Consider the following 14,190-nt stretch of genomic DNA (forward strand, 5'->3'; position numbering starts at 1 on the left):
GGTTATCTCACTCCGAGAGAGTTTGCTCAACAGCAGGTGGCGGGTTGAAAAACTCTAATAACGCCTGGACCTAAAAACGGGCCCCCTCAACCCCAACCTTGTATTCAAGCATTAGCTTGGTTAGGCGGATACCGTCAATCAAGATGATGGTTTTGTAGACCTCTGCTTCACGCTTTGCTTCTTCGGAGAAACGAGAGGTTGTGATGAAAACACCGCGGTCTGCACCACGGCTCGAGAGAGAGCCGAAAAACTGCTGGATTGCCGGGCGGCCAACATGGTTACTGTCAGCGTAGCGCTTGGCTTGAATATAAACCTTATTCAGACCAAGCGCATCCTGCCGGATGACACCGTCGATACCACCGTCACCAGATTTTCCAAGATGTTCACGTTCACCGTGCGGGCCTCCGTATCCCATTGCCCAGAGCAGATCCACCACTGCCTTTTCGAAGAAAGCGGGCGTCCCTTCTTGCAGTTTGCCGCGCAGCTCGGTTTCGATAGATGCATTGTGGATCCGAGTCAGCTCTATCGCTTGCTCAGTCGGGTCAAAATCAGCCTCCACAGAAACAGAGTCTGGTTGCCTGCTTTCGGCAGATTTCCGCTCTGCGATCTCGTCTTGATATTCCCGCCAGCGCTGCCACTCAAGCATATCTTTCTCACTGTATGCGGTGAGGCCCCTGGCATCAACCGCCAGGCCGTCTTCAGTGATGCGGTACATCCCACGTTTTGGACGTTCCAGCAAACCAGATTTCACCAATCCAGAGCAAGCCCAGTTCATACGGTTGTGGTATCGCGGTTGGCCACTGGGCACCCTCTCTTCCATTGCCGTTTCGCTCAGCTGTAGGTGCTTTGCCGCGGCAGCGCACAACTGACTAAAGCTACGCACCTCCCCATCAGCCAGCACCCGAAGTGTTACCGGTCTGAACTCATCAATTGTAGGGACCCGATCAATCATTACAACGCCTTCATCACTCTCGAATTGCACGGCACATTGCTTATGCTCCAACAGTTTCAAGAATAGTCTTTACACCCAAACGACACAGAACAAAACCCAGGAAGATTCACTTTTTGACCGTCACCGTGGGCTACTTTTTGACCGTCACCGTGGGCTACTTTTCGACCGTCACCGACAGTGGCTCACTTTTACTGCGGTTTTGGCTCAATTCCAGATGCGGTTACACAGGCAAGATATCCGAAAGTTGCTGGATGAAATCACCGAAAGTTGCTGGATGAAATCTCCGAAAGTTGCTGGATGAAATCATCGAAAGTTGCTGGATCATCGAAAGTTGCTGGATGAAATCATCGAAAGTTGCTGGATGAGGTAGAATTTATACATGACATCAAAGGAAAGCACTTATCGTTCGCGCGTGATAGATCAAGAGCTTCAGGACTTACTTGCCGCTGTCGGCGCGATAGTTATTGAAGGCCCGAAGGCTTGTGGAAAGACAGCTACAGCTTCTCGGTATGCGCGCACTGTGGTGAACCTGGATCGTGACGTTAATGCTCAACTCATGGCAAGCGTATCTCCAAGCGAACTGTTGAAGGGGGAAACTCCAGTTCTGTTGGATGAATGGCAAATAGCACCCCAAATGTGGAATGAAGTGCGTCATCAAGTTGATGAGCGATCACCCCATAAAGGTCAATTCATTTTGACCGGTAGCTCCACCCCTGACGATGACGCGCGTCGTCATTCTGGCGCAGGGCGTTTTGCACGTCTCCAGATGCGCCCAATGAGCATTCTCGAACTCGGATTCTCATCAGCACAGGTTTCTTTTTCAGCGCTAATGGCAGGTGAGAAGTGTGACGGCCAAGGGGATCCTTTACCTGTAGCTGATTTAGCACGGATCATTGTACGAGGTGGGTGGCCAGGCTCTCTTGAACTTGACGATGCAGCAGCTGCATTAGTTAACCTTGGATACATTGATCAGATTATCGAGGTAGATATACCGCGCCTAGCTGAACGTCGCCGTGATTCGGTGAAACTCAGACGATTAATGCAGTCCCTCGCCAGAAGCGTAGGTAATCAGATTTCCGTCTCCAAGTTGGCGAACGAGACCGCGGGAGACTCTGCCACGCTGGATCGCGCAACTGTCGACATTTACCTTGATGAGCTGACCCGACTGAACATCATCGAGGATCTACCAGCATGGAACACCCATCTACGATCTCGCGCCTCGCTGACAAAGGTTCCGAAACGCATGTTCATGGATCCCTCTTTAGCTGTTGCCGCTTTAGGCACAGGCACCAATGCTATCTTGAACGATCTAGAGTACATGGGCTTCTTGTTCGAAAACATGGTTGTGCGTGATTTACGAGTATTGGCCCAGCCTCTCGGCGGTAAAGTATTCTATGCCCGAACACACGACGGAAAAGAAGTTGATGCGGTAGTAGAGCTACGCGACGGCACCTGGGCGGCATTCGAAGTGAAGTTAGGTGCATCGTGGATTGAATCAGGCGCTCAGAGCCTTTTGAAATTCGCAAGTAACGTCGATAAATCGAAAGCCGGGGATCCACGTGCACTGGTTGTCATCGTTCCAGATGGCTACGCTTACCAGCGCCCGGACGGAGTAACAGTTTTGCCGTTGTCTGCGTTGGGCGTATGACGGTAAGCTGTCTTCACACACCATTGAGATGAGCTCAACAGGCTTATCTTTCCCCATTTACTCAACCGGAACAAAACCCTGGACACCTAAACTTGTACCCTTACAAGCCCTGCTGGCGATACAATTGATTCTGGTTTGTTCTGTTTCTATAAAGCTGCATGGAGGTGTGTTGATGCATCGGTTGACGAAGGAGGAGGCCAAGGATCACGCATTTCCCCGAAGGAGCGCCGGTGACCATTAATCAGCAAAATCTGAGAGAGGCACTTAGATCCCTTGGATTCGAGGATGATGATCATTTGTGCGTGGGTAAATTCGGTGACGGATTTAGCGACCACATTATGGTTGATTTCCGTGATCGTCGAATCATTTACCCTCATGCTCTAAAGGTCAATGAGAACCAGACGACGAACTTTTCCGATAACGAGAACTTTGTTGTTCTAGAATGCGTCTATCGGCTGCTTAGGAAGGGCTACCGCCCGGAGCATCTAGAGCTGGAGAAGCGTTGGCCGCTTGGTCACACAGCTAAGGGTGGTCGAGCTGACATATGCGTATATGACCCTAGCGGGCAGCGCGTTATCACAATTATTGAGTGTAAGACAGCGGGTGCGGAGTACAAGAAAGCTCACCGGCAGTTGATTCTTGATGGCGGCCAGCTCTTCACCTACCGCCAACAAGAAGGTTCGGCTCAGTGGTTGTCACTGTATGCCTCTGATTTTCGTGACGGTGAAGTTATTTACGAGACGGAAGTAATCTCGGCTTTCGATGATCCGCAGAAAGAGAAGCAGGCAGAAAAAGACGGTACGATCACTTTGTATCGTGATTCTACATCTGTGGCGACCCTTTTTGCAGTGTGGAAGGAAACCTATGGACAGCAGTTCCAAGGAGATTTGATTTTCAGTCCAGACTCTAGCGCCTATGACGTCAAAGTGCTGCCGCTGCGCAAGAAGGACCTTAAAGAGTTCTCCCCTGAAGACAATATTGTTAACCGTTTCGAGGAGATCCTTCGCCACAACAACGTCTCCGATAAAGAGAACGCTTTTAACAGACTGATTGCCTTGTTTATCTGCAAGCTCGTTGACGAATACGAGAAAACTGAAAATGACATAGTCGATTTTCAATATCGCCAAGGTAGCGACACATACGAGTCACTACAAGACCGACTGCAACGCCTGCATCAAGAAGGCATGCAGAAGTTCATGAAGGAAGAAATCTTCTATATTCCAGCCGATTACCCTGAGCGCTTGTTCAGGAACTACACTAGCGCGAAGCGCAAGAAAGCGATTGAGGATCTTGACCGCACCATCAAAATCCTGAAGTTCTATTCGAACAACGATTTTGCTTTCAAAGATGTGCACAACGAGGAGCTATTCTTCCAAAATGGCAAGGTACTCATCGAGGTGGTTCAACTGTTCGAACGCTACCGCATCGTCTACACTAAGAAGCATCAATTCCTTGGCGACCTGTTCGAACAACTCCTCAACAAAGGGTTCAAGCAAAACGAAGGCCAATTCTTCACTCCCACGCCAATCACCCGCTTCATATGGGACTGCCTGCCCATGCAAAAGATTGCAGGTAGTGAGGCAGAATCTAAATACCCGCGCGTCATAGACTACGCTTGTGGCGCCGGGCACTTCCTTACCGAAGCTGTGGAAGCAATCAACGCTTTTCACAACTCGTACGTAGACAACTCGTGGGTGCGCGATCACATCTTCGGCATCGAGAAAGACTACCGCCTTGCCCGCGTTTCCAAGATTTCACTATTCATGAATGGCGCTGGAGAGGGTATCATTGTTTTCGGTGATGGCCTTGACAACAAGCCTGACCAAGGCATCACTCCGGGCAGCTTCGACGTGCTCGTGGCTAATCCACCATACTCGGTAAAAGCCTTCAAACAGCACCTAGATTTGAAAGATAATCAGTTTGAGCTGCTCGATGCTATTGGTGAGCAGGGCGGCGAAATTGAAGTGCTCTTCGTAGAAAGAATCGCCCAATTACTGAAACCTAAAGGAATTGCTGCGGTTATCTTGCCATCCTCGATTCTCAGCAACAACTCCGCCAGCTATAGCGGCGCTCGTCAAGTATTACTGCAAAACTTCCTCATCCGCGCCATTGTCCAGTTCGGATCAAAAACCTTCGGCGCGACCGGAACAAACACGATCGTGCTGTTTCTAGAAAAGTACGACGAACCACCGAAACGCGCCGCTCTTATAGCAGATTCAGTAGAAGCGATTCTGAATGGCACAGATTCTCAGGACTGGGAAGATGCGGCGATCTTTACCGAATACTTGCGTAGTATAGCGGTCAATGATGACGTCTATCGAACTGCTGTGATTCAACGACAAACATCCTTGAGCGACTTGGCTGATATAGAGTATTTCAAACCTTATCTGAATGATTTCAATAAGAGCGAAGAACCAAAGCTAACGAAGCAGCGATCGTTCAAGGCCCTGTCGGCATCCAATCAGGAACAAAGGCTTAAGGCAGTGTTCTACAATTACATCCGCCCAATTGAAGCAGAAAAGCTCCGTTATTTTGCACTCACCCGGAAGCAGCATACGCTAGTCATCACTGCTCCTAACGACAACAAAGAGCAGGAAGAGTTCCTCGGATACAAATGGTCAAACCGCAAAGGCAGCGAAGGTATCAAAATCCAGCGCCCCGGCGGCAAACTCTATAACGAAGCTAACCGTGAAGCCCCAGACACGCTCGCAGCAGCAGTGCGTGAATCATTCATTACAGTTCCTGCAATCACCGAAGACAACCAAGCATATGCTTCAGTACTCAGCACTGCAGATATGCTCGACTTTTCGCGGTCAACGTTTAATTCAGCTATAAAAACTGTCGCAGATAAGTACATTTCGTTCTCTACAAAGTACAGAACGGTCTTTCTTAGTGAACTCCCTAACCTAACCATCAAGAAAGGTCAAGCGATAACTGCTGATAAAGCTGGAACGGGAACAGTTAAGGTCGTAGCAGGAGGTAAAACATACGCATACCTCACTAGCGAAGCGAATCGTGCCGAGAACGTAATTACTGTTAGTGCCTCTGGAGCTAATGCTGGCTACATTAATTACTGGGACGAGCCTATCTTTGCCTCTGACTGCACTACTATCCAAGCTAATAATGCCACCACTACTCTCTGGCTTTTCTATTTCTTGAAGTCTATTGAGAATCAAATAATTGATGTCTACCAAAAAGGTGCTGCCCAACCACACGTATACCCTTCTGATATCGAGAAAATTCCAGTGCCAGATATTGATTTCAAAACGCAGGAGAAGGTCGTTGCCGCCTGTTCTGCGGTAGATACAGAGTATGAATCCACACGTATGACTATCGAGATTTACCGCAAGAAGATTCAGAATCTGTTTGCTGAATTAGACGTGCTTGCCACGGGGGGGGGGACAGCGCCTAAAGCTAGGTGACCCAAACTACTTCAGTATCCGCTTAGGTAAGCGCGTGCTCGACAAAGACCTTGCGCCTAGCGGTAGCGTACCGGTCTATAGTGCGAACGTTACGGAACCTTTCGGCTATCTCGATAAGACGCTCTTCGAAGACTTCTCTATGCCGTCTGTCCTTTGGGGAATTGATGGCGACTGGATGGTGAACTACCTACCAGCCGATATACCTTTCTACCCCACAGATCATTGCGGGGTTTTGCGCAGCAACTCCGATCTAGTCAATCCGCGCTATTTGGCGCATGTGCTCGAAGTCGCAGGAAGTCAGGCACGATTCTCTCGAACCTATCGGGCATCTACTGATCGCATTGCTGGACTTACTATTCAAATTCCACCTGCCAATGAGCAAAACAAAGCGATTGCTCAGGTTATCGAACTTGAGAAACAGATATCCGAACTTGAGAATCATCTTGAAGAGCTTTCAACAAAACGAAGCAAGATCATCCAGGAGTTTCTCGGCTAGTTAAGGCGAGGTTAGCTAGATTTAATGCGTTCCGGGTTCAATCCCCGGCGCAGTGTCTAAACAAAAAAATTGGTGGGCCCCAGCGCCGTTGGGATCCCACCAATTTGTGGAGCCGCCGGGAATTGAACCCGGGTCCACGTCAACGATTCCATGCCTTCTACGAGTGTAGTTCGTTAAGCGTTTTGCTCGATCCCGGCTATTGTTACGAACACCTTAGCCGACAGACCCAGCCTCAGTTGAAAGTCCCACTGCGCCCTGAGACGCTACGCAGCAGCAAGTCTTCTAGGATGACGCCAGCCGTGGGGCGAAGACGAACCCACGGGTGACGGACTTTTTAACCGCCCTGCTTAAGCAGCAAGTGCGAAGTCGGCGCGTTTAGAGTTTGCACCTATTGTTTGCAAGAGCGTTAACGAGATAACTTGCGTCCTCGACCCGCTTCTCACGGTCTCAAATTGACGTGTCGAAACCGATCGGCCCCTTATCGGGTTGTGGTTTCTTCACATTACTGTGAAATTTTCAAACAACCAACCGCCAAAACTTAGGCGGTTAACCAGCATAACACAGCAGCAGCTAAAACAGCAAGCCTTATTTTCCGGCGCCACTCCCCAACCAGGCAGCGGGCTGCAACCCCGTTTGTTAGGGGCTAGTGGATCCGCCCCATCGACACCGCCTCGTCGCCCTCGTTGTTAACAACCGCCGCAAGCATGGCGGTTAGGCCTCGAACGATATCGGGCAGCGGCAGTGACGGTTTATCGCTATCGGCTGGCACTTGTTCGGGGACGAAGGGAACGTGCACAAACCCGGCGCGCACAAACCCACCCGGGGCAGCAGCACCAGCACCACCAGCTACATCAGCGACACCAGCACCACCATCAGCCCCATCAGCCCCACCAGCACCGCCAATCTCACCGGTCGCGAGATAGTGCAGAACGCTGTACATCAGATAGTTGCAGACGTAGCTGCCCGCGGAATATGACAGACTGGCGGGAACACCCTGCTCTTTCGCGGCGTTAACCATCGCCTTCACCGGCAGCGTCGCAAAGTACGCCGCCGGGCCGTCAGCGGCAACCGGTTCATCAACCGGTTGCTGGCCGGCGTTGTCGGCGATTACGGCGTCGATGAGGTTGATCGCGACTCGCTCGGGTGTGAGGCACTCGGATCCACCCGCCTGCCCGACACAGACGACCGCGTCGGGTTGCTGCTCTGCGATGATAGCAGCAACCCTCGCGCCCGCCTCACCAAACACGGTTGGCACCTCGGCGGTGATAATCTCGGCGCCGGCAATAACCGGCGGCAGCTGCTTCACAGCCAACAGCGCCGGATTAACCGTCTCGCCACCGAACGGGTCAAAACCCGTCACCAGGATTTTCACGCAAGCGCCCGCCTGAGGCTGTCAAGCCCCATAGTGCCGAGCTTCAGCGCCTCAGTGTGGAACTCCTTGAGGGATTTACCTGACGCGAGCGCCTCGTCACGCAGCTGTTCCCAGACGCGCTGACCAACCTTGTAGCTTGGCGCCTGCCCCGGCCAGCCGAGGTAGCGGTGGAACTCGAACTGCAGGTTACCCTCTTCAATGTCGAGGTTCTGTTTCAAGAACTCGTAGCCAGCGTCAGCCGTCCACACTCCCGAGTGCCCGATCTTTTCGGCCCAGTTCTCTGGGATTTCAAAGCCGCAGTGCACGCCAATGTCAAAAACAACGCGGGCGGCACGCATCCGCTGCGCGTCCAACATACCCATGCGGTCGCCCGGATCGTTCAGGAACCCGAACTCTTCCATCAGGCGCTCAGCATACAGCGCCCAGCCCTCACCGTGACCGGAAACCCAAACACCCTCAGAGCGGTAAAGGTTGAGCGAGTCAGCCATCACAGTTGCGGTCGCAATCTGCAGGTGGTGGCCAGGAACACCCTCGTGGTAAACGGTTGAGGTTTCAGCCCAGGTGGTGAACTCGGTAACCCCCGGAGGAACCGACCACCACATCCGGCCTGGACGTTTAAAGTCGCTTGACGGACCAGTGTAGTAGATGCCGCCGTCCTGGGTTGGCGCGATCATACACTCAAGCTCCTGCATCGGCCCGGCGATCACAAAGTGTTCACCTGCGAGAGCCTTCACGGCCTCGTCGCTGAGACGCTGCATCCAGTCGCGCAGCGCGTCAGTGCCGTGCAGTTTCCGTGCCGGGTCAGAGTTCAGAACCTCTTTCGCCTCAGCGATTGAGGCACCCTCTTTAATCTCGCCCGCAACACGCTCCTGCTCGGCGATAATCCTGTCGAGCTCGGCAACACCCCAGCGGTATGTTTCGGCGAGATCCACGTCAGCGCCGAGGAAGCTGCGCAGGTGCAGACGGTAGCGGTCCTCCCCAACCGCGTCCCCCTCCGGCGCAATCGGCAGCAGCCGCTCTTGCAGGTAGTTTGCGAGGTCGGTGAATGCACGCTTTGCGCTGGTTGCGGCGGCGGTTGCGCGATCCGCAAGCCCCTCATCGGCAGCAATTGCCGCCTTGGCGAGATCGTCGAAGAAGCCACCGTCTTTGCCATAGTCGTTGAACTGCTCAACCAGCAGACGCACCTGGCGGGCGGCCGCAACACTGCCCGCCTTAGCGTAGTGTTCAAGCGTCTCGGTAAAACTCGCGAGCGCCCCCGCCACGTTTTCGAGCCTGCCGACGATGTTGCTGTGGTCGGCCGCGCTCTCCTGCGGCATCAGGTCAAACACCATTCGCACCTCGTGCGGGATGGTTGCGAGCGGATTCAGCTCCCAGAAGCCGAGACCAGCCTCGTCCTGTTCAACAATCAGGCCGAGGCGCTCCTGCATCACATCAATGGTGATCTCGTCCTGGCGGTCTGCCGGGGTTGCCTCCGCGAGCTCCGCGAGGGTTTCACGCGCCGCATCAACATACTGTTTCAGGCCGGCTGGGCTGTAGTCTGCGTACTCGGTTTCACGACCAGTGCGACCAACGGTGGTGGCAAATGCGGGATCCAGCTCCAGGATCCGCTCGTGATAGCGGTTGGCGATCTCGTCAACCTTGGTTTTGTCTCGAACGATTTTCAGCTGCTCTGGCAGCTCAAAAGACAGAGTCATCTTTGTTCCTATTCTTTCTTCAGCTTTACGATTAACCCGCCGCGGCATCCGCACCGCGCGGCAGTCGCTCCGGCGATACCCGCCGACGCGGTGCCTCCGTAACAGAGGTCGGGTGCCCATCTAATCGACAAGCACCCGACCCTATCTGTTCTACTGCAGCCCGGTCACCCCGAGAATCCGGTTGCGCTCTTCACGCTTGGAGCGCTGTTCATCTGGATCCGGAACCGGCGCCGCCGCCAGCAGACGCTTCGTGTAGTCCGCCTGCGGGTTGTGCAGCACATCGGCTGTTTTTCCGCTCTCAACTTCACGGCCGTCCTTCAACACCAGCACCTTGTGCGCCAGCATATCAACAACCGCCAGGTCGTGTGACACGAACAGACACGCAAAACCATACTGGCTCTGCAGCTCCGCAAACATGTCAAGCACCGCCGCCTGCACAGACACGTCCAACGCGCTGGTTGGCTCGTCAGCGATCAGCACGTCCGGGTCGAGGGTCAGCGCACGCGCAATCGAGATACGCTGCCGCTGTCCACCGGAGAGCTCGTGCGGGTAACGGTTGACGGTTGAGCGAGGCAGTCGAACCGCATCAAGCAGCTCATAAACCCGCTCCAGCCTAGACTTTTTATCGCCAACCTTGTGGATCACCATCGGCTCGGCAATGACGTCACCGATCGGGAAGCGCGGATCCAGCGAGGCTGCCGGATCCTGGAAGACCACGCCGATCTGCTTACGCATCGCGCGGGTCTCCGCCTTGCTGAGGCTTGTCAGCTCCCTGCCGTACAGCTTCATGCTGCCCTGGGTGATCGGCAAAAGCCCGAGCACGCTCTTCGCGATTGTCGACTTACCGGAGCCCGACTCGCCCACCAGGCCGAGAATCTCACCCGGCGCAACCGTGAACGACACGTCATGCACAACCACGTTCTTCTTGCCGCGGTGCTCATAGGCGATGGAGATGCTCTTCGCTGCAACCGCGTACTCAGCGCCGGCCTTAACCGCGTTGGTTACCGGTTCCGGCACTGCAACCTCCAGGCTCTCGCCCAGTTTTGGCACGGATCCGAGCAGTCGCTGTGTGTACGGGTGCTGCGGGTTCTGCATCACCTGGTGCACGTCGCCGCTCTCAACCAGCTCGCCGCGCAGCATCACACAAACACGATCCGCCATGTCCGCTACAACACCCATGTTGTGGGTGATCAGCAGAATACCGGTGTTGAGTTTGTCTTTCAGGCTGCGCAGCAGCTCCAGGATCTCGGCCTGCACTGTCACGTCAAGCGCGGTGGTTGGCTCGTCCGCAATAATCACCTCCGGTGAGCAGCTGAGCGCCATCGCGATCACAATACGCTGCCGCTGACCGCCAGAGAACTGGTGCGGATACTGCTTCAGACGGTTAACCGCGTCGGGGATACCCACCATCTCCAGCAGCTCAACCGCGCGGCGCTTTGCCTCGTTTCCGAAAGCAACACCGTGCACGTTGAGCGACTCCATCAGCTGATCGCCGACGGTGAGAACCGGGTTGAGAGCGGTCATCGGCTCCTGGAACACCATTGCAACGCGGCTGCCGCGGATCCGCCGCAGCTGCCCCGGTGACATCTTCAGGACATCGTCATCACCGAGCAAAACTTTGCCGGTAATGTTGGCGTTGTAGGGTAGAAGACCCATCGCTGTTGAGCTTGTAACTGACTTACCTGAGCCAGACTCACCGACCAGCGCAACGACCTCGCCCGGGTGCACATCGAAGCTGACACCCTTCACCGCATCAACAACACCGAACTCGGTGTCGAAGCTAACCGCCACGTGCTGGAAAGACAGAATAGGCTTACCACCCCGATCATCGTGGCGATAAACCACGTTGGTTGAGGTTGTTACAGCCGGCATGTCACGTTTTTTAGCGCACATCAGAACCTCCTGCTGAGCTTGCCTTAGCAGGCTCGGTGTCTACCGTCTTTTTCTTGGCGGCAGTGTCTTTAGCGTAGGCATCAAGCGCTTCTTTCCGGCCAAACAGGCCAAGCAGCCGACGCTTCTTAAGCTTGCCGGACTGGCGTGGGTCAAACGCATCACGCAGACCATCACCGATGAAGTTAACCGACAGGGTGACCGCAAGGATCATCAAGCCTGGCCACCAGAACAGCCACGGCCGGTTGGTGAACGCCGCCTCGTTCTGGCTAATCAGAAGGCCGAGCGAGGTATCCGGCGCCTTCACACCGAAGCCGAGGTATGACAGCGAGGTCTCAAGCAGAATCGCCGCTGAGATAGCGAAGGTTGCGTTAACCACAATCACACCGATGGTGTTTGGCAGCAGGTGTTTGAAGATCACGCGAGACGGTTTTGCACCCATCGAAATGGCTGCCGCAACAAACTCTTTCTCACGCAGCGACAATACCTCACCGCGAATCAGACGGGCAAGCGACGTCCAGGTGACAAGACCGAGCATAACCGCTAGCGGCAGAATACCGCCTTTGGTGAAAACAGATGACAGTTTACCGAGCACAGCTGCGATAGCCAGCAGCGGGATCACAATCACCAGATCGGTCATACGCATCAGCACTGCGTCAACCCAGCCACGGAAGTATCCGGATATAGCGCCGATAATCGCACCGATCGCGGTTGAGGTGAGCCCCACCACGAAAGCAATAATCAGAGACTGCTGGGTTCCACGCATAACCATCGCGAAGTAGTCACGTCCAAGGTGGTCCTGACCCATCGGGTGTCCGGCAGCGATGCTTGGCACACCGCCATTGATTACCGAGCCTGTTGACTTATAGTTCTTGTCCCACCAGCCCGGAATGTTGTCACCCAGGCCAATCGATGTGAAAGCGAGAATGATCACGATAATAAGCACAACCGATGAAATCATCGCGGCCTTGTGACTGCGGAAACGCCGCCACACCATCTGACCCTGGCTGTATGACTTGTCAGTATTCTTACGCAGTTTTGCATCCTCAACCTCAGCAAGGTTGTTAATGTCAATACTGCTCGTGTTTGGAGTGTTATTTTGTGTAGACATGGCACTCACACTCGAATCCTTGGGTCAAGCACGGCATACAGGATGTCTGCCAGCAGGTTGAACAAAATTGCTGTGAAGCCGGTAATCACAAAGAACGCCATAACCGGGTGTGGATCTACGTGGGTCAGCGCACTGCTGAACAGGTCACCCATTCCCTTCCAGCCGAACACCTTCTCTGTGATAACCGCGCCACCGATCAAACCGGCGAAATCGAACGCCATAATGGTTGTGATCGGGATTAGCGAGTTACGGAAAGCGTGCTTCAGAATAACCTGTCGCTCGTTCAAGCCCTTCGCGCGTGCGGTGCGGATATAATCCTGACGTGCAACCTCAAGCATTGAAGAGCGAGTGTAGCGAGAGTAACTAGCGATCGACACGAGTGTTAGCAGAATCGTTGGCAACAGCAGCTGCGTGCCCTTGTCAATGAAGTCCTCCCAGAATGTGCCCACGAAATTCGGGGTTTCTGAGCCAATTGTGCCGATCGGGCGTGGGATCCGCTCAAGATAGAGTGGCCAGTACGCCATCACCTTGTCAGCGAGGATTGCAATGCCAGTAATCACTGCGGTGATTGCACCAACCGTTGAGGCGACCTTCTTGGAATAGCCACCCACCAGCTGGCCGACAATAATGCCGACAACAACCGCTGTCACCGCGAGGGTAAAGATAATGAACCAGTTCGGATCATTCAGCAGGCTGAATGTTGCGAAGTATGCAACCACACCGATTGCCGCGGTGATCGCGCCACTGAGCAGCACCTTACGGTTGTTTAGGCCAGCGAGCAGCACCGTTAGCAGCACCGCCGCACCAAAACCAATGACAATGATGCCGAATGTTCCCAGGCGCGGTGCACGTGCAAAGTTTGTGAGATCAAACAGCACCATGCTAATAGCCACAAACCCAGCAGTAACACCGGCTGTTAGCAGGCGTCGTTTGGCGGATCCACCAAGCGCTGCCTGCAGCACAACCGCCGCTAATATTGCAACCAGTGCTATCGCTATCGGACTATAACTGGGGTCCGTGATCCAGTTATTGAAACCGATTGCGAGATACTCTTTTAGCAGCACAGCTGCCCAGAATACTGGCAAAGAGAAGAACAGGAAGGTAAGCAGTGTTACAGCGTAATCAAGGCCAGAGTATTGCCTGATTGCGGTGATAATTCCGACTGCAACGCCGATAATAATAGCCAACAGAGTGGCGATAATTACCAGACGCAGTGTTGATGATGCAGCCAGTGCGAGAACCTCGTTAACGCTCTGACCGGAACGGTTCTTACCGAAATCACACTGTCCGATAAAGCAGCGTGAAACACCGGTAAGCCACGTCCAGTAGCGTTCATACCATGGCAGGTCAAGACCCATAGCTCGGGTGCGCTGCTGCATGAGGTGCTCACGGTTCTCTGCCGTGCTCTCGCGTAGATCAGCGAGCGGATCGCCCGCGTTGATCACGAGCACAAACATCAGCAGGGATGCACCCAACATCACCAGCAGCGAACTGCCGAGTCTGCGCAAAATATATTTCAACATAGTGGTTAACTTTCTGTGCGGTTACTGGCCGTTTAGCAGTAACTCTTGCATGCTAAACAAATGGCAGGCTCGGGAGTTATGG

The 14,190-nt window shown here is 53.8% G+C and carries 9 protein-coding genes and 1 other RNA gene; 3 read left to right on the forward strand and 7 right to left on the reverse strand.

Annotated elements, in window-relative coordinates; genetic code table 11:
- Positions 1–70: 70 nt before the first annotated feature.
- Positions 71–1,012 carry a restriction endonuclease gene (locus EII30_RS07925; RefSeq protein WP_233569456.1) on the reverse strand — a complete coding sequence of 314 codons (942 nt, stop codon included), beginning with the start codon at positions 1,010–1,012 and terminating at the stop codon, positions 71–73.
- Between the two features lie 319 nt (positions 1,013–1,331).
- Here EII30_RS07925 and EII30_RS07930 point away from each other — a divergent pair, with 319 nt between their 5' ends.
- From EII30_RS07930 to EII30_RS07940, 3 genes are all read left to right on the forward strand, one after another.
- Positions 1,332–2,600: an ATP-binding protein gene (locus EII30_RS07930; RefSeq protein WP_124886802.1), complete on the forward strand. Its 1,269-nt coding sequence runs from the start codon at positions 1,332–1,334 to the stop codon at positions 2,598–2,600.
- Positions 2,601–2,830: 230 nt separating this feature from the next.
- Entirely contained in the window at positions 2,831–6,022 is a 3,192-nt protein-coding gene (locus EII30_RS07935) for an N-6 DNA methylase (protein ID WP_124886803.1), read from the forward strand.
- Positions 5,985–6,518 (forward strand): restriction endonuclease subunit S, encoded by a 534-nt coding sequence (locus EII30_RS07940; RefSeq protein WP_124886804.1) that lies wholly within the window; start codon positions 5,985–5,987, stop codon positions 6,516–6,518. The genes EII30_RS07935 and EII30_RS07940 overlap by 38 nt, the downstream gene beginning before the upstream one ends.
- A gap of 104 nt (positions 6,519–6,622) precedes the next feature.
- Here EII30_RS07940 and ssrA read toward each other — a convergent pair.
- From ssrA to EII30_RS07970, 6 genes are all read right to left on the reverse strand, one after another.
- Positions 6,623–6,996: a transfer-messenger RNA gene (gene ssrA, locus EII30_RS07945) on the reverse strand.
- Between the two features lie 165 nt (positions 6,997–7,161).
- On the reverse strand, positions 7,162–7,878 hold the full coding sequence (locus EII30_RS07950) for a pyroglutamyl-peptidase I (protein ID WP_255409825.1): 717 nt from the start codon (positions 7,876–7,878) through the stop codon (positions 7,162–7,164).
- A gap of 8 nt (positions 7,879–7,886) precedes the next feature.
- Positions 7,887–9,584 carry a DUF885 domain-containing protein gene (locus tag EII30_RS07955; RefSeq protein WP_124886806.1) on the reverse strand — a complete coding sequence of 566 codons (1,698 nt, stop codon included), beginning with the start codon at positions 9,582–9,584 and terminating at the stop codon, positions 7,887–7,889.
- A 150-nt stretch (positions 9,585–9,734) separates the two neighbouring features.
- The gene (locus tag EII30_RS07960) at positions 9,735–11,456 is read right to left on the reverse strand and encodes an ABC transporter ATP-binding protein (protein WP_233569457.1); all 1,722 of its coding nucleotides are present in this window, start codon (positions 11,454–11,456) and stop codon (positions 9,735–9,737) included.
- A gap of 10 nt (positions 11,457–11,466) precedes the next feature.
- On the reverse strand, positions 11,467–12,585 hold the full coding sequence (locus tag EII30_RS07965) for an ABC transporter permease (RefSeq protein ID WP_124886808.1): 1,119 nt from the start codon (positions 12,583–12,585) through the stop codon (positions 11,467–11,469).
- Between the two features lie 5 nt (positions 12,586–12,590).
- Positions 12,591–14,108 carry an ABC transporter permease gene (locus EII30_RS07970; protein ID WP_124886809.1) on the reverse strand — a complete coding sequence of 506 codons (1,518 nt, stop codon included), beginning with the start codon at positions 14,106–14,108 and terminating at the stop codon, positions 12,591–12,593.
- Positions 14,109–14,190: the final 82 nt, after the last annotated feature.

The sequence above is a fragment of the Leucobacter sp. OH1287 genome (assembly GCF_003859945.1).
GTDB lineage: Bacteria > Actinomycetota > Actinomycetes > Actinomycetales > Microbacteriaceae > Canibacter.